General features: G+C 42.1%; 15 protein-coding genes. 8 read left to right on the forward strand and 7 right to left on the reverse strand.

All coding sequences use genetic code 11. The features are described 5' to 3' along the window. Positions 1 to 211: 211 nt before the first annotated feature. Complete coding sequence (locus EGC82_RS01620; protein WP_164839076.1) at positions 212 to 1420, reverse strand: GGDEF domain-containing protein; 1209 nt, start codon at positions 1418 to 1420, stop codon at positions 212 to 214. 154 nt (positions 1421 to 1574) lie between these two features. Between EGC82_RS01620 and EGC82_RS01625 the strand changes: the two genes are divergently transcribed. Together EGC82_RS01625 and EGC82_RS01630 are read left to right on the forward strand one after the other, a co-directional pair. Further along, the gene (locus tag EGC82_RS01625) at positions 1575 to 1742 is read left to right on the forward strand and encodes a YqaE/Pmp3 family membrane protein (protein ID WP_011635586.1); all 168 of its coding nucleotides are present in this window, start codon (positions 1575 to 1577) and stop codon (positions 1740 to 1742) included. 113 nt (positions 1743 to 1855) lie between these two features. Continuing rightward, positions 1856 to 2050, forward strand: coding sequence for a DUF2986 domain-containing protein (locus EGC82_RS01630; RefSeq protein ID WP_124729226.1), 195 nt, complete (start codon positions 1856 to 1858; stop codon positions 2048 to 2050). A gap of 37 nt (positions 2051 to 2087) precedes the next feature. Here EGC82_RS01630 and moeB read toward each other — a convergent pair whose 3' ends face one another. Beyond that, complete coding sequence (gene moeB, locus EGC82_RS01635; RefSeq protein ID WP_124729227.1) at positions 2088 to 2858, reverse strand: molybdopterin-synthase adenylyltransferase MoeB; 771 nt, start codon at positions 2856 to 2858, stop codon at positions 2088 to 2090. 7 nt (positions 2859 to 2865) lie between these two features. Next, a complete protein-coding gene (gene moeA / locus EGC82_RS01640; protein ID WP_124729228.1) occupies positions 2866 to 4119 on the reverse strand; it encodes a molybdopterin molybdotransferase MoeA in 1254 nt (417 codons plus the stop codon). Between the two features lie 134 nt (positions 4120 to 4253). On the opposite strand from moeA, the gene EGC82_RS01645 reads away from it, so the two are divergent. Then, complete coding sequence (locus tag EGC82_RS01645) at positions 4254 to 4568, forward strand: GIY-YIG nuclease family protein (RefSeq protein ID WP_244212520.1); 315 nt, start codon at positions 4254 to 4256, stop codon at positions 4566 to 4568. A gap of 8 nt (positions 4569 to 4576) precedes the next feature. Here EGC82_RS01645 and EGC82_RS01650 read toward each other — a convergent pair whose 3' ends face one another. The 4 genes from EGC82_RS01650 to hslR all read right to left on the reverse strand — a co-directional run bounded on the left by EGC82_RS01650 (position 4577) and on the right by hslR (position 9716). Further along, entirely contained in the window at positions 4577 to 6436 is a 1860-nt protein-coding gene (locus tag EGC82_RS01650; RefSeq protein WP_124729230.1) for a M14 family metallopeptidase, read from the reverse strand. 186 nt (positions 6437 to 6622) lie between these two features. Next, positions 6623 to 8164, reverse strand: a complete 1542-nt coding sequence (locus EGC82_RS01655; RefSeq protein ID WP_244212521.1) for a phosphoenolpyruvate carboxykinase — start codon at positions 8162 to 8164, stop codon at positions 6623 to 6625. Between the two features lie 267 nt (positions 8165 to 8431). Further along, positions 8432 to 9292 carry an Hsp33 family molecular chaperone HslO gene (gene hslO / locus EGC82_RS01660; RefSeq protein ID WP_124729232.1) on the reverse strand — a complete coding sequence of 287 codons (861 nt, stop codon included), beginning with the start codon at positions 9290 to 9292 and terminating at the stop codon, positions 8432 to 8434. A gap of 25 nt (positions 9293 to 9317) precedes the next feature. Then, positions 9318 to 9716 (reverse strand): ribosome-associated heat shock protein Hsp15, encoded by a 399-nt coding sequence (hslR, locus tag EGC82_RS01665; RefSeq protein WP_124729233.1) that lies wholly within the window; start codon positions 9714 to 9716, stop codon positions 9318 to 9320. 265 nt (positions 9717 to 9981) lie between these two features. Here hslR and gspC point away from each other — a divergent pair, with 265 nt between their 5' ends. The 5 genes from gspC to gspG all read left to right on the forward strand — a co-directional run bounded on the left by gspC (position 9982) and on the right by gspG (position 16370). Next, entirely contained in the window at positions 9982 to 10896 is a 915-nt protein-coding gene (gspC, locus tag EGC82_RS01670) for a type II secretion system protein GspC (RefSeq protein ID WP_124729234.1), read from the forward strand. A gap of 24 nt (positions 10897 to 10920) precedes the next feature. Then, positions 10921 to 13053 (forward strand): type II secretion system secretin GspD, encoded by a 2133-nt coding sequence (gene gspD, locus EGC82_RS01675; protein WP_124729235.1) that lies wholly within the window; start codon positions 10921 to 10923, stop codon positions 13051 to 13053. Further along, on the forward strand, positions 13046 to 14605 hold the full coding sequence (gene gspE / locus EGC82_RS01680) for a type II secretion system ATPase GspE (RefSeq protein WP_124729236.1): 1560 nt from the start codon (positions 13046 to 13048) through the stop codon (positions 14603 to 14605). The genes gspD and gspE overlap by 8 nt, the downstream gene beginning before the upstream one ends. 3 nt (positions 14606 to 14608) lie before the next feature. Continuing rightward, positions 14609 to 15841 (forward strand): type II secretion system inner membrane protein GspF, encoded by a 1233-nt coding sequence (gspF, locus tag EGC82_RS01685; RefSeq protein WP_124729237.1) that lies wholly within the window; start codon positions 14609 to 14611, stop codon positions 15839 to 15841. 97 nt (positions 15842 to 15938) lie between these two features. Continuing rightward, the gene (gspG, locus tag EGC82_RS01690) at positions 15939 to 16370 is read left to right on the forward strand and encodes a type II secretion system major pseudopilin GspG (RefSeq protein WP_124729238.1); all 432 of its coding nucleotides are present in this window, start codon (positions 15939 to 15941) and stop codon (positions 16368 to 16370) included.

Below are 16370 nucleotides of genomic sequence, written 5' to 3' on the forward strand. Positions count from 1 at the left end.
CAACAAATAGCTAAACGTTTTTGTTATTTAATCTTCGCTTGGGTTAACAAGTAAGGCTCACCGGGTAGAGTTTTTCTGTTAATCAGGTTCGCAAAGGCTTCATGACAGCTTTAGCAGCTAGTTTATGACAAGTTAAGTTGGCTAGAGAGTTGACCAAAACATTATCCATACAAGCGCTTACTGCCCTCTGTGGATTGGTCGCTTGGGATTATTATTGTTGCGACTTTTCGCTGGTGTCAGTTGAATCTTCCATTGAGTCCATGGAGCAAATTGTATTACGACCTTTGCTTTTAGCAAGATACATCGCATCGTCAGCTAACTGTAATAGTTGTTCAATACTGAGGTGACTTTTACAGGTAGCATAACCAATACTGAGAGTCGTGTTGATAGATTTTTTCTGCCATAGAATGGTGTTGTCATTAATTCTCTGTTGCACTTTTTCAGCGACGATTTGAGCTTCATTTTTATCCGTTAATGGTAAAATAATTAGAAACTCTTCGCCTCCATAGCGGCAGATAAAATCAATTTTTCGTAATGATAGCTGTAATATATCAGCAGTATTCTTGAGTACCATATCGCCCGCTAAATGGCCGTAAGAATCATTGATGCGCTTGAAGTGATCTAAGTCGAGTACCATTAAGCTGTAAGCTAAACCATTTCTTAGCCATAGAGCATCAACCTCCTCAAGCTTGTTTAATAACGCGTGCCTATTCCATAAGCCCGTTAATTGATCTTTGTTGGCTAATCGAGCCGCTTTGTAGACTAATCGAGTCAATGCATTACCAAATAAAACTAGATTAGTAAACAGTAACAGTATGATATAGCTCCATAAAACCAAAAGTGAATTAAGTTTGTCTCCTGCGGAAATGTGGTCAAGTTGGTCGGGGGAAAATAACAAAATGACAGCGCGGATAATAAACAATAACCCTATGGTAAAAAAGGGAACGTTTAGCAATGCAGCATAATAAATCGGTAAGTGTTTTTTTACCGCCAGAAAATTATCAATACCACTTAGGGTGATAAAGATTGCTGCTGTAATACTCATTATAATCACTAAATAGACGGCATAGGTCACCGAGGCCGGAACTAACAGCATTAATAATGCTGTAGCTGCCAGTAATATTAGATCAAAGCGGTAGGATAAAGGCTGTTTAAATAAATGTTGGCAGCCCCACCGTACCAGAGCAAACCCTGAGAGTATTGTCATGTCTGCAACAAACCAGTATAAATAGCTAATTGCTTCAGTGCGTTGAGTGTAAAGTAAAATACCGATAAAAGTGAAAGTGTTAGCTGTAGCAAAACACCAACTGGCTTTAGGTGCTATGCGTAATAGAGTGGCAAGCAATGTCCAAGCTACGGCGCAGCTTACTGCGATCAAGCTGAAAAATTGTACAAAAACAATGCTCTGGCTATGTTCCATATGCCTCACTAGTATCGAGAAATAGACGGTTCGATGATGCGATAACAGCATAAAATCACATCAATAGTGTATTTATTCTAGTTAACAAATTGTATCGTATACTCTTTTTATAATAACTATAGCTAAATTAATCAACTTAAATAAGGTAACTAAAATGGATTCTAATAAATTATTACTAGTGATTATTGCAATCTTACTCCCACCCGTGGCGGTATTGCTCAAAAAAGGTATGGGTAAGGACCTATTAATTAATATCCTATTATGTATATTCTTTTTTGTACCAGGGCTAGTTCATGCTTTGTGGGTAGTGTTGCAAGAATAATGGTTAATATCCTATTTGATTGATGCACAGAGTCACTGATAAGTTGGAATCGATAGGGTTTTAATCACTTTGAGATTATAATTACCTGGTAGCAATGTTATCAAGTGACCAATATGAATCGTAAAAAGAAAATTAACCAAACCCTTAAAGCTAAATCAAAAAAAGCCAACGCAAAGCTCCATGCTGCTAATAAATCTCCGTATATTGCCAAAGCAGATCGTGACAAGCTTGCTCAAGCACAATCAACCTCAGTGCCAACAGTCGATATAGCTGACAATGTATTAAGTGATTCTGATGCTACACAGTAACATCAGAATCATGATGGCATAAGCGATATAGCGTCACTTATGGATGGACACTGCAGATTTTACACTGTGGCTGTTTAGGCAAGCGTATTTGCCTAAATTCCATGGTCATTGCATCAATCATTAACAGCTTTCCGGTTAACGCTTGACCGATACCTGTGATGACTTTTATGGCTTCCGTTGCTTGAATACAACCTATCATACCGACCACAGGCGCAAGAATGCCCGCTTCTACACACGTTAATTGCTGCTCACCAAATAAAGCACTAAAACATTGATAGCAAGGGCTGTCTTGTTGGTAGTCAAATACGGTTACTGTACCTTCCATTCTAATTGCAGCAGCGGACACCAGGGGTATTTTGTGCTCAAAACAACTCTTATTAAGTTGCTCTCGTACAGCCATGTTGTCGGTGCAGTCAAGAATTAAGCTGTGCTGGCTTACCTGTGCGTTAATTTCATTGTCATCCAATAAAGCATAAATGGCATTAACAGTAATTAGTGGGTTTAGCTGTATTAGTGCCTGTTTGGCAGACTCCACTTTTGGCTGACCGATATTGACATCATGATGCAATACTTGACGCTGTAAATTAGACAGTTCCACAGTATCAAAATCAACTAAAGTGATTTCACCCACTCCAGCCACAGCAAGATACTGGCTTGCTGCACAGCCTAAACCGCCAGCGCCAATAATTAATACCTTGGCAAGCTTAAGCCTTTCCTGGCCATCAATATCGATAGCTTTAATCGAAATCTGCCGGCTATAACGGAGCATTTCAGTGTCGGTCAGTATTTCTTGATCAAGTGAGTCCATACTATTCCTAACACAATACGTTATTAAACGGCTCTACCGTAACTTGGGCGCCTTTAGGCGTGTCGCTTTGAAATTGGTCTAATATCACAAAGCAATTAGCCAAGCTCATTGATGTGAGCATGCCAGAGCCTTGACCACCGGTAATGGCTACTTCAAGCTCGCCAGCTTCATTACGGCTGAGGATACCGCGTTGGTATTCGACTCTGCCTGGGTGCTTACGTATATCAGTGAGTAGCTTTGCTTGGCAAAATAAAGGCGTTACCGGATTGAGTCCCTGCATTTTTTTCAAAATGGGCAGCACTAGCTTATAAAAAGTCACCATCGAAGAGACTGGGTTACCGGGTAACCCACAAAAAATGGCATTATCTATTTTACCAAAGGCAAACGGTTTTCCTGGTTTTATGGCCAGTTTCCAAAAGGTGATTTGGCCTTCTTCAGACAAAATTTGCTTGGTAAAGTCAGCGTCACCGACTGAGACGCCACCAGATGTTAATACCATATCCGCTTTGCTTGCCGCTTCTTTAAACGCACCTCGAATGGCTTCTTTATTGTCGGCGATTACGCCTAAGTCAATCCATTCAACATTACTTTTACTCAGTAAGCCTTGGATTGAATAGCGGTTAGAATCATAAATTTGTCCTGGAGCCAATTCACTTCCCACTGGGCGTAATTCATCGCCAGTAGAAAAGAAAGCCACCTTTAATTTACGGGTCACTCTTATTTGGCTAATACCTATGGTGGCAAGTACACCCATTTCTGCCGCACGGATAATCATCCCACGGTGTAATACTTTTGTACCTGCAAGCAGCTCTTCTCCGCGACAGCGTACATTAGCGCCTAAGCGATGTGGATGTTCAATGGTAATTTGGTCTAGATCTGCTTGGGCTTTTTCTTGCATTTGCACGCTATCAAAACCAACCGGTACGGGGGCTCCTGTCATAATGCGGATACAGCTATTAGGAGTCACTTGACCGTCGAATGGGTGGCCTGCAAAAGAGCTACCTATTAGGGTTAATGTAGTTTGCTCTTGTGATGCAGCTAAATCAGCGAAACGAAATGCATAACCGTCCATTGCCGAGTTATCAAACGGAGGTAAATCAATACTCGAGGCCAGATCTTCGGCAAGCACTCTGTCGATAGCTTGGGTTAATGTTACCATTTCGGTATCTTGGGTTGCTTCAACTTGAGCTAAAAGTTGCTCAATTGCTTGATCGGGATGAAGCAATGCTGGTTGAGCGCAAGGGTCTTGATTACTAGACATCAGAACTTCCTTAATGAAACGCTAAAATACCATTTGTAGTATCTTGGCTAAATATGGGTGTTTGCTTTTTAATGGTGCTTAGTATGCCATGATGGCACAAGCGTTTTATGATCACACTTAAGGTTTTATATTTTATGCCGAAAAATAACGCCAATGCTGGATGGTATTTGTACATTATTCGCTGTGCAAATTCACATTTATACACTGGTATTACTACGGATGTTTCACGTCGCTTTGCTGAGCATCAAGCTAGCGGAGCAAAAGCGGCTAAATACTTAAAAGGTAAAGGGCCGTTAACTTTGGTTTACCAAGAGCCGTTGAGCGACCGAAGTGAGGCTTCAAAACGTGAAATTGTCATCAAAAAATATTCGCGTCAGCAAAAATTATTACTGATTGAACAGTGTGAGTTAAGCCGCCACTCGACAAACACTAGTGCACTTGCAGAGTGACGATATGACTACTTAGAAGCTCTTAATACAGGATACTTCATGTATTCGTTATCATAATATGGGCTACGCTCATAAAACCAACGTAATCTTGCCTCACTGTCTTGGGCAAAATCGCTGTTCTGTAGCGCTAAATCAAATTCTGTTTGTAGGGCGGGATTATTGCTTAACATTTTTGCGGCCAAAGGTTCGACGGCATAGTCCTCAATGTATTCAGTGCGAGTAAAAATAGGATTAAAAAAGCCCCAGTAAAATAATGAATCCTCTGCCTGAGGCTCAAGGAGCAGCATGGCTAAGTCGCCCAAAGGCTGGTCGGTTGGAATACGCACTGTACCAGCCGGAAGCTGAGTATTGATTTTGTGATGAGTGGTCGTTGCCGTTACTGTTTGATGGCCTTCGTAATCAGTACTTGAGAATGTCGGCTCGCTGAATTGATATTGCTGGGCGGTGATTGATGTTGGTTTATTCAGTCGTGTCATTCTAATGCCGTGTAAAGATAAACGCTCAATAACGTCAGCCCACTGAGGCGGAATATAATAAGCTACCGGACGTGTCACTGTAATAACAGCTTGTGTGTTAGCCACAATGGGTAAGTTTTTATATAACTTAGGTTCACCGGTCCAACGTACCACTTTGTCACCACTGATCAGGCTTTGCTCGATACGGTAATTAATACCTTTGAAGTCTCGACCTTGTGCTAAGGTTTGATTTTGCCAACTCAGGGTTAACTTACTTGGGTTACGGTATTTATCTTCATTGATAGCAGTTTTTAGCTTAGTGCTATTTTTAGCTACTGTCTTAAGGGTTTGTTCCAGCATTACATAAGTGCCAAGTACGCGTTGCTTGTAAGGTTTAAGGCTGTGGTTTTCAATTAAAATAGTCGGTAAATGACGTGCATCGCCGTAGCCATTGGAAAATCGTGGGCTAGGGTTCCAAAGTGATACACCTTTATTCATGTCGGTATTATCGTTAGCAAACACTAACGGACCGGGGATATGACCTTGTTTGGTTAATGCCTTTTCCACGCTAGGGCGGTAAATAGAATCTAACCATGTAAAAATACTTGGGCTATAGCCTTGTGCAACGTTGTAGCCAAAGGTGACATCGTATTGGTAGTCAATACCGTCGGTGACATGGATATCAATGTATAAATCTGGTTGCCAAATATTAATCGCTCGAATGAGGTGCTGCATTTCCAATGCATCAGCTTTAGCATAATCTCGATTTAAATTAAGGTTGTTAGCCGTTGTGCGCCAGCCCATATTAACCGGCCCGCGCTGATTAACGCGATTGAATTTGCTGCTACGTTCGTGAGCATCAACACTAAAAATAGGAATAAACAGTAAATTAACGTTTTCAAGCAGATCGCGCTTGTTACGATGGCTGATATCACGTAGTAGCATCATGCCTGCATCTTTACCGTCAATTTCACCTGAATGAATACCTGCTTGCACTAATACGGTTGCCTTACCGTTATCACTTAATGCTTGTGCCGTTGACACCCCGTCTTGTGACGCAACAATCATCCATATATCTCGTCCTTGGGGGCTTTTACCAATGCTGACTTTTTGTAATACGTCGCTACTGTCGACGAGTTTGTCTAACCATTCCATAGTGTCGTGATAGTTTGGGCTGGAAACATAGTCTTGTTGTTCAAAAGGGGTTGCCCATGGCTGATCTGCACTTAACAGTAACGTTTCACTGGCGCCTGACCAAGGGTGAATGGGTGGCAGTATGCTGTCGTTTTCGAGATGCGTTATTTGCTCTGCTGGTACCTGAGGGGTAGCAGGCAAAGCATTGTTAGCATAAGTGAAAGTGGAGCAGATAAGTAACGGACTAACCATTAAACTAGCAAGCAAAAAGCGGCGCATGAATATCCCTTTGAATGGTGATGGTGTCGAAATACAGTCATGGCATCATAACACTGCCTATCAACAGTTTCAGTGGCTTTTACTCTTATAAATTAACTGGATTTGTGCAGATAAAAAATCCCAACCGAAGCTGGGATTTTAGGGATGACATCGCATTATGTTAATTGCGAATTATTGATAGGTTAGTTATGCGTTAGGGCCAGCATTTTTAATCGCTTCAGACACTTTGTATTTTGCAAAGTTATCACTGAACTCTTGTGCTAGCTGCTGTGCATATTTTGCATACTCAGCTTTATCTGCCCATGTGTTAACAGGATTTAACAAGCCAGTGTCAACGCCCGATACACGAACAGGGACATTTAAATTCAGTTTATCGATATGCTCGGTGGCAACATCTTTTAGCTCACCGCTAACAATAGCATCAACAATGGCGCGAGTTGTTGGGATATCAAAACGTTTACCTACACCATGTGGACCACCGGTCCAGCCAGTGTTAACAAGGTAAACTTGGCTGCCAAACGATTCAATACGTTTCATTAGTAGTTCAGCATACACTCCAGCTGGACGTGGGAAAAATGGTGCACCAAAACAAGTGGAGAAGGTCGATTGAATTGCAGACGTAGAACCTATTTCAGTAGAGCCTACTTTCGCGGTGTAACCCGATAAAAAATGATATGCAGCTTGTTCTTTGCTTAATATCGACACTGGCGGTAATACGCCTGATACATCACAAGTTAAGAAAACCACAGCATGAGGTTCTGCACCACGGTTATCTTCTTTACGTTGAGCAATGTGCTCTAAAGGATAAGCGGCACGGCCATTTTCTGACAGGCTAGTATCTTTATAATCAGGTACTTGTTGTTCATCAAGTACCACGTTTTCAAGTACGGTACCGAAACGGATCGCATCCCAAATTACAGGTTCATTTTTTTGGCTAAGATCGATGCATTTTGCATAGCAACCGCCTTCGATATTAAATACGCCACCAGGTGCCCAGCCGTGTTCATCATCACCGATCAGGAAACGTTTTGGATCAGCAGAAAGCGTGGTTTTACCGGTACCCGATAGGCCGAAGAATAATGTGGTATCACCATCGTGGCCGACGTTAGCCGAGCAATGCATGGGTAACACACCTTTAGCGGGTAATAGGAAGTTTTGTACCGAGAACATCGACTTCTTCATTTCACCTGCATATTTCAACCCTGCAAGCAGTACTTTTCGCTCGGCAAAGTTAACAATAACGGCGGCTTCAGAGTTTGTGCCATCACGTTCAGGTTCACATACGAACCCTGGTGCATTGATAATTTGCCAGATGTCTTTGTTACCACGATTAAAGATTTCTGGAGCGATAAATAAATTACGTGCAAACAGTTGATGCCACGCGAACTCAGTGGTTACACGTACAGGAATATAATGTTCATCATCAGCGCCAACTTCTAGTGCTGATGTAAACAACTCTTTGTCTGCAAGGTAGGCTTCTACCCGGCCCCATAACGCATCAAATTTGCCAGCATCAAACGGACGGTTTACTTTGCCCCATTCAATATCGGCTTCAGTGTTTACCTCTTTGACGATAAATCGGTCATTAGGTGAACGCCCCGTTCTTTCCCCTGTCTTGACCGCTAAGGCCCCGTTCGCGGTCAGTTGACCTTCTCCACGAAAAAGTGCGATTTCTACCAGCTGTGCTGTCGTAGGGTTAAGGTGAACGCGGTTAGATACATCCGCCATAGTATTGATCTCCATGTCTTTTAGGCCGTGTTTCGTCGTGAATAGCTATTGGGGTTCGGTATTAAAACTCAGCTTGATATTATGTTTGCTCGATGGCCATAAACTAATGTGAGGGATTGTAACGCAAGTTAATGCATTGGTAACCAACAGTTTGGTAATTTTTTTGAAAGTAAGTTAACTTTTAAATAGTTTTTACATGTTTTAGACGAAAAAAAAGCGCTTAATGCGCTTTTTTGTAATGAATCACGTAATTTTAAACGTTATTGATTACTGTTTTGCTTGGCTGCTATGACTACCGGAATATAACGCCGCAATATCAATTGCATCAAAAGAGTACTTAGCGGTGCAGTATTCACAATCCATCTCGATTTTTCCATCTTCAGCCAAAATGACCTCAACTTCAGTTTGCGATAACGTTTTGATTGCTGCGCCACTGCGATCACGAGAACAGCTACATTTAAACGTTACATCAACAGGGTCAAATAAGCGCACTTCTTCTTGATGATACAAGCGGTGTAATACTTGTTCTGCATCAAGCGTGAATAACTCTTCTGCTTTAATGGTACCAGTCAATGCAGAGATATGTTCAAAGTCATCATTTTTATCAGACTTTGATGGCAACACTTGAACTAACATACCTGCAGCTTGTTTACCGTTAGCAAATAATTGAATTTGAGTTGGTAACTGCTCTGATTGGTTAAAGTATTCTTCTAAACAGGCCGCTAGATCGGCATGTTCTAGTGATACAATACCTTGATAACGTTCACCTTCATCAGGTGTTAAGGTGATCACCATGTAGCCTTTACCAAGCATTTGTTGCAAGCTCGCATCTGCAGCAATGTCACCCTTCCAACGTGCTACACCGCGTAATACTTGCTTATTATTACCATTGATTACCGCCAAAGAAACTGGGCCATCACCTTGCAACTGCACGCTAATGTCACCACTAAACTTAATGGTTGCTGTGAGTAATGATGTTGCAGCCATTAACTCACCGATTAGACACTGTAATGCCACAGGATAGGTATGTGCCGAAAGCACTTCTTGGTAACTACTTTCTAGTTGGACTATCTCGCCTCGCACATCGACATTATCAAAAATGTAGCGATGTAAAATATCATTGTTCATCTATATTCTCTTACTCTTTGGGCGCCTAGTAATCTTTGAAGCGCATAATCTGTCGTCGTTGTTTTTTATCCGGTTTATGATCTGGAGCCGGATTGTTCAAAATATTTAGCCGTCGGGCTTCAGCGTTTATAATCCGTTTGCTAATGCTCTCAGGTGTTTCTTCGTATAGGGTTTGCGCTACACTGGCGCTTTGTCTATGACCCGATAATTGGAGGACAATTATCTCTCTATCATCATTACCTTGGCGAAGGCGGATTTTTGCACCCACTTCAGCATTCTTACTGGATTTAGTCCTTTGGCCGTTGTAATGTACTTTACCGCCATTGATCATGTCTTTTGCGATAGCGCGGGTTTTATAAAATCGTGCCGCCCATAACCATTTGTCGAGCCGAATAAAGCTTCTTTCGGGCTGAGTTTGAGTCAATTGACCTCCAAAACCGGGATGATTTCACAGACGGAGTAACCTAACTGCCATACAATGTATGTATTATTATAAAACCGGGCAATATTATGGCTCTTTTTATGGGCGCAAAGTTAGCATATTTGATGGAGATTCGCCAATCGATATGCTGTGGGGTTGTTGCTTTATCCTGTGTGGGTTAGCATGTCGGCTGCATATGTATTTAAAGCATTTTATTAACAATTAGAACAGAGACCTGTACCAAGACGTATAGAGGGTCCAATAAAATATGGATTTATTAGATAAACTGATCACCAATGCCGCAAAAATACCACATAAGTTATTGAGTATGATTGTATTTTGGCTAGGATTGGTCATTGTGTTGTTATTAACAGCGCAGATTACATGGAAGTTGATGCCGGTATCATCGCAATCTGCAGTCTGGCAACCATCCCCCATCTCAGCGGGCACTGCAAAGCGTATCGAGCTTGCCGGTGTGCGTAATCTATTCCTGTTTGGTCGCTTAGACAATAATAGCAATAAACCTAAAGTTGAAGTCGTAGAGCAAATCACTGATGCACCTAAAACAAACTTGTCTATTCAATTGACAGGGGTTGTTGCATCAACAGAGGAAGCTCAAGGTTTAGCTGTTATTGAGTCTAGTGGGCAACAAGAAACCTATGGTTTAGGCGATAAAATCAAAGGAACTTCAGCTTCTTTAAAAGAGGTTTATGCAGACCGAATTATTATTAGTAATAGTGGTCGTTATGAAACCTTAATGCTGGACGGTCTTCAATACACCACGCAAGGTGCAGCAAACTCACAGCTACAACAGGCCAAGGTCGATCAACAGGTAACTCGAGTTGATCGGCGCGATAATCAACGTTTTTCTGAAGATTTGTCTAATTCTCGAGACGAGCTATTAGCAGACCCAAGTAAAATTACTGACTTTTTGGCTATTTCACCGGTACGTAATGGTGATGAGTTAGCGGGTTACCGTTTAAATCCCGGTAAAGATGTGGCGTTGTTTAAGCAAGCGGGTTTTCAGGCTAACGATTTAGCCAAATCAATAAATGGATTTGATCTGACCGATATGGGTCAGGCATTAGAAGTGATGGCACAACTGCCTGAGCTCACCGAAATGGCTGTCATGGTTGAGCGTGAAGGACAGTTGGTCGAAATCATGTTTAGTTTGCCAGAATAAATTGGCGTTAGAGGATTGAGTAGAATGAATAATAAAGGGATCCGACATAACATTATTGCTGGAATGCTTATGGGCGCTGCAATGATAGCAGCACCAAGTGCTTGGTCGGAACAATATGCCGCCAACTTTAAAGGCACAGACATTCAAGAGTTTATTAATATTGTCGGTAAAAACCTCAATAAAACCATTATTGTAGATCCTACAGTACGCGGCAAAATTAATGTCCGTAGCTACGATTTACTCAATGATGATCAATATTACCAATTCTTCCTTAACGTACTCCAAGTGTATGGTTATGCCGTGGTTGAAATGGAAAACCACGTTATTAAAGTCATTAAAGATAAAGATGCCAAAATGGCGTCTATTCGTGTTGCTGATGACAATGCTCCAGGTGTTGGTGATGAAATGGTCACCCGTATTGTTCCTTTATACAATTCTGAAGCTAAGCAGCTTGCACCGTTACTGCGTCAGTTAAATGATAATGCTGGTGGCGGTAATGTTGTTAACTATGACCAATCGAATGTGTTAATGATTTCTGGCCGAGCAGCAGTAGTAAACAAGCTGGTAGAGATTGTTCGCCGTGTGGATAAACAAGGCGATACCGACGTGCAAGTTGTGGCATTAGACTATGCCTCTGCAGGTGAAATTGTCCGTATCATCGATACTTTATATCGCTCTAGTGCGAACCAATCACAATTGCCTGGTCAAGCACCTAAAGTGGTTGCTGATGAACGCATGAATGCGGTTATTGTCAGTGGTGACGAAAAAAGCCGCCAACGTGTTATCGAGTTAATTAAACGTCTCGATGCCGAACAAGCGAGTACCGGCAATACTAAAGTGCGTTATTTACGATATGCCAAAGCAGAAGACTTAGTTGAAGTGTTAACCGGTTTTGCGCAAAACTTACAAGATAATAAAGAAGGCGCTAGCACTCAGCAGGGGGGCTCAACTAAACGTCGTAATGATATTAATATTATGGCTCACAACGACACTAACTCGTTGGTGATTAGTGCTGAACCAGATCAGTTAAGGACAATTGAAAGCGTGATTAATCAGCTGGATATTCGTCGTGCGCAAGTGCTCGTTGAAGCTATTATTGTTGAAATAGCCGAAGGCGACAACGTTGGTTTTGGCGTGCAATGGGGTAGCGAAGCAGGTGGGTTAACTCAGTTTAACAATATTGGCCCAACCATTGGTGAAGTCGGTGCTGGAGTCTGGTCTGCTCGTGAAACAGACGGTACTAGTATAACAACCATTGATGGTAATGGTAACCCAACAACCACTACCAACCCAACATCAGATGGTGACTTTACCTTGATCGCCCAAGCATTGGGTAAAGTAAATGGTATGGCGTGGGGCGTGACCACAGGTAACTTTGCCGCGTTAATCCAAGCGGTTTCAAGTGATACCAATTCCAACGTATTGGCAACACCGTCTATTACCACGCTCGATAACCAAGAAGCGTCGTTTATTGTCGGTGATGAAGTGCCGATTATTACTGGTTCAACCTCAAGCTCTAACAATGATAATCCTTTCCAAACGGTAGAACGTAAGGAAGTGGGGGTTAAGCTTAAAGTGGTGCCGCAAATTAACGAAGGTTCGTCGGTTAAGTTAACTATCGAACAAGAAGTCTCGGGTGTGAATGGTAATACTGGCGTAGACATCAGTTTCTCTACTCGTCGTTTAACCACTACAGTTATGGCAGATTCTGGCCAAATTGTAGTGCTGGGTGGATTAATTAACGAAGAAGTACAAGAAAGTGTGCAAAAAGTCCCAATTCTTGGCGATATTCCTTTTATAGGTCATTTATTCAAGTCTTCTTCTAGTAAGAAAACGAAAAAGAATTTAATGATTTTTATTAAGCCCACCATTATCCGTGACGGTATGACAATGGAAGGGATAGCTGGTCGTAAATATAATTACTTCAGAGCATTGCAGCTTGAACAGCAAGCGCGTGGTATTAACTTAATGCCAAATACTCAAGTACCCGTATTAGAAGAATGGGATCAAGACGCTTACATACCTGAAGACGTTAACGATATGCTTGATCGCTATAAAAGCGGCAAAGGGCTGAGTACTGATATGCGTGATTCAGATCCAGCTTTGCGCACCATCGATGAAAGCATGCAAAAGGACAAGGCTCAACACAATGACTGATAGCGTGATAACTGAGCCATTAGCCCAAGTATCTAGTGACGTTGCCATGGACGTTGTCGAAGGTGATGGGGTTTTTCACTCCAACAGCAAAGAGCGTTTGCCGTTCGCCTTTTCACACCGCTTTCAATTAGTGTTAGCGAAAGAGAATGAACAGCTTTGTCTCTTCTATACCGATAAAACGCCACTCAGCGCCATGCTAGAAGTGCGGCGCTATGCTGGTGCAGAGTTACCTTTAGTTAAGCTAGAAGTGGCTAAGTTTGAGGCTAAATTGACTCAAGCGTATCAAGCAAACTCTTCAGAAGCACAGCAGCTTATGGAAGATATTGGTAACGAGATGGACTTGTTTACTTTGGCTGAAGAGTTACCACAAACCGAAGATTTACTTGAAGGTGATGATGACGCGCCGATTATTAAATTAATTAATGCGCTATTGTCGGAAGCCATTAAAGAAGAAGCTTCAGATATACACATCGAAACCTATGAGAAACAATTAATTGTTCGTTTCCGTATTGATGGTGTGTTGAAAGAAGTATTAAAGCCAAATCGTAAATTATCATCTTTGTTAGTGTCTCGTATTAAAGTCATGGCTCGTTTAGATATCGCAGAAAAACGCCTGCCACAAGATGGGCGTATTTCGTTACGTATTGCAGGCCGCGCTGTTGATGTACGGGTATCGACGATGCCATCAAGTCATGGCGAACGCGTAGTAATGCGTTTGCTAGACAAAAATACCGGTAACTTAGACTTACAGCAACTGGGTATGACACCAAGTATTCGTGAAAAATTTGATGATTTAATCCGTAAACCCCATGGGATTATTCTGGTGACTGGGCCTACCGGCTCTGGTAAAAGTACCACCTTGTATGCGGGTTTAACTGAAATCAACTCTAAAGATACTAATATTTTAACGGTTGAAGATCCCATTGAGTATGAGTTAGAAGGTGTTGGTCAAACTCAGGTTAATACTAAAGTTGACATGACCTTTGCGCGTGGTTTACGCGCAATATTACGTCAAGATCCCGATGTAGTGATGATTGGTGAAATCCGCGATTTAGAAACCGCACAAATTTCAGTACAAGCGTCATTAACTGGTCACCTAGTCATTTCAACTTTACACACCAATACGGCATCAGGGGCTATTACCCGTCTGCAAGATATGGGGGTAGAACCCTTTTTAGTCTCTTCAAGTTTACTCGGGGTGCTCGCTCAACGTCTCATTCGTACATTATGTCCACAGTGTAAAGAAGCTCATGAGCCTGATGAGCGTGAGCGTGAGTTACTGGGTATTACCGCTAACGATACCCGGATTATTTATCGCGCCAAAGGTTGTAAAGCCTGTGGTCAAAATGGTTATCGTGGTCGAACCGGTATCCACGAATTGCTGATTGTTGATGATAGCGTTCGTGAACTTATCCATAGTGGTAGGGGGGAGTTAGCCATTGAAAAATATGTACGAAAATCAATTCCAAGTATCCGCCACGACGGCATGAGCAAAGTACTCTCCGGGGTAACGACATTAGAAGAAGTATTGCGCGTAACACGCGAGGAGTAATCAATGGCGGCGTTTGAATACAAAGCCCTTGATAGTAAAGGCAAGCAACAAAAAGGTGTGATTGAAGCCGATACAGCACGCCATGCAAGAAGTCAGCTGCGTGAGCAGCGTCTTATGCCATTGGAACTTTTGCCCGTTAATGAGAAAGAAGCTCGTTCGCAGCGTGGTGGATTTAATCTCGCTAATTTGTTTAAAAAACGTATATCTGTTGCAGAGCTCGCCCTTATCACTCGTCAAATAGCAACACTGGTGGCTGCGGGTTTACCAATTGAAGAAGCGCTAAAGGCAGTAGGGCAGCAGTCTGAAAAAGATCGCTTAGGTAGCATGATTATGGCGGTGCGTTCTCGAGTGGTTGAGGGTTATAGTTTAGCCGACTCAATGGCCGAATTTCCGCATGTATTTGATGATCTATACCGTGCGATGGTGGCTTCCGGTGAAAAGTCAGGTCATTTAGAAGTAGTGCTTAACCGCTTAGCTGATTACACCGAACGCCGACAACAGCTCAAATCAAAGCTAACACAAGCGATGATTTATCCTATTGTATTAACGGTAGTCGCCATTGGCGTAATAGCCGTGTTACTGGCTGCTGTGGTGCCAAAGGTTGTTGGACAGTTTGAACATATGGGCCAAGAATTACCCGGCACCACTCAATTTCTCATTCTGGCTTCTGACTTTGTACAACATTGGGGCGTGTTGGTCGTACTGCTTATTTTTGGCTGTATGATTATGTTTCAGCGCATGCTGACCAATCCGCGAATACGGATGAAATATGATACTGCGCTGTTACAAATGCCTGTTATCGGTAAAGTGAGTAAAGGGCTAAATACCGCCCGTTTTGCGCGTACATTAAGTATTTTGTCAGCCAGTTCAGTACCACTACTTGATGGAATGCGTATTGCCAGCGAAGTGCTACAGAATGTAAAAGTACGTGCCGCAGTTGATGATGCCACAGCAAGAGTTCGTGAAGGAACTAGTTTGGGTACAGCGTTGACTAATACTAAGTTGTTCCCTGCAATGATGTTGTACATGATTGCATCAGGGGAAAAAAGTGGTCAACTAGAAAATATGCTAGAACGTGCTGCTGATAACCAAGACCGAGAGTTTGAGTCTAACGTTAACATTGCTTTAGGGGTATTTGAGCCCATGCTCGTCGTGAGTATGGCATCGGTTGTATTATTTATTGTGATGGCCATTTTACAGCCTATTTTAGAGTTAAATAACTTGATTAGTGGCTAGAGTAACGCTGTGTCTATCTTGGTTTTAGCAAACCTAATCCAAGATTAAAACCGATTGTACGCATGAATATATAGACAATTTTTAGAGGAAGTAATCAATGCAACATAATAAACAACGTGGTTTCACCTTACTCGAAGTAATGGTGGTGATTGTTATTCTAGGTATTTTAGCGTCAATGGTTGTGCCCAATTTAATGGGTAACAAAGACAAAGCCGACCAACAAAAGGCAGTATCAGATATTGTAGCGCTAGAAAATGCATTGGATATGTACAAGTTAGATAACAGTATTTATCCAACTACTGAGCAAGGACTTGATGCGTTGGTGCAAAAGCCTAACTCGTCGCCAGAGCCGCGTAATTTCCGAGAAGGTGGATATGTTAAGCGTTTACCACAAGATCCATGGCGCAGTGACTATTTACTATTAAGCCCTGGTGAGAACGGGAAAATTGATATTTTCAGTGCTGGCCCAGACGGACAACCAGGTTCTGAAGATGATATCGGAAGCTGGAATTTACAAGATTTTCAATAA

Source organism: Shewanella livingstonensis (assembly GCF_003855395.1).
In the GTDB taxonomy this organism is placed as follows: Bacteria; Pseudomonadota; Gammaproteobacteria; order Enterobacterales; family Shewanellaceae; genus Shewanella; species Shewanella livingstonensis.

Bases quoted from the DNA above. Each gene is read 5' to 3' on its own strand.
- EGC82_RS01620 (WP_164839076.1), bottom strand. From the start codon at position 1,420: ATGGAACATAGCCAGAGCATTGTTTTTGTACAATTTTTCAGCTTGATC.
- EGC82_RS01625 (WP_011635586.1), top strand. From the start codon at position 1,575: ATGGATTCTAATAAATTATTACTAGTGATTATTGCAATCTTACTCCCA.
- EGC82_RS01630 (WP_124729226.1), top strand. From the start codon at position 1,856: ATGAATCGTAAAAAGAAAATTAACCAAACCCTTAAAGCTAAATCAAAA.
- moeB (WP_124729227.1), bottom strand. From the start codon at position 2,858: ATGGACTCACTTGATCAAGAAATACTGACCGACACTGAAATGCTCCGT.
- moeA (WP_124729228.1), bottom strand. From the start codon at position 4,119: ATGTCTAGTAATCAAGACCCTTGCGCTCAACCAGCATTGCTTCATCCC.
- EGC82_RS01645 (WP_244212520.1), top strand. From the start codon at position 4,254: ATGCCGAAAAATAACGCCAATGCTGGATGGTATTTGTACATTATTCGC.
- EGC82_RS01650 (WP_124729230.1), bottom strand. From the start codon at position 6,436: ATGCGCCGCTTTTTGCTTGCTAGTTTAATGGTTAGTCCGTTACTTATC.
- EGC82_RS01655 (WP_244212521.1), bottom strand. From the start codon at position 8,164: ATGGCGGATGTATCTAACCGCGTTCACCTTAACCCTACGACAGCACAG.
- hslO (WP_124729232.1), bottom strand. From the start codon at position 9,292: ATGAACAATGATATTTTACATCGCTACATTTTTGATAATGTCGATGTG.
- gspC (WP_124729234.1), top strand. From the start codon at position 9,982: ATGGATTTATTAGATAAACTGATCACCAATGCCGCAAAAATACCACAT.
- gspD (WP_124729235.1), top strand. From the start codon at position 10,921: ATGAATAATAAAGGGATCCGACATAACATTATTGCTGGAATGCTTATG.
- gspE (WP_124729236.1), top strand. From the start codon at position 13,046: ATGACTGATAGCGTGATAACTGAGCCATTAGCCCAAGTATCTAGTGAC.
- gspF (WP_124729237.1), top strand. From the start codon at position 14,609: ATGGCGGCGTTTGAATACAAAGCCCTTGATAGTAAAGGCAAGCAACAA.
- gspG (WP_124729238.1), top strand. From the start codon at position 15,939: ATGCAACATAATAAACAACGTGGTTTCACCTTACTCGAAGTAATGGTG.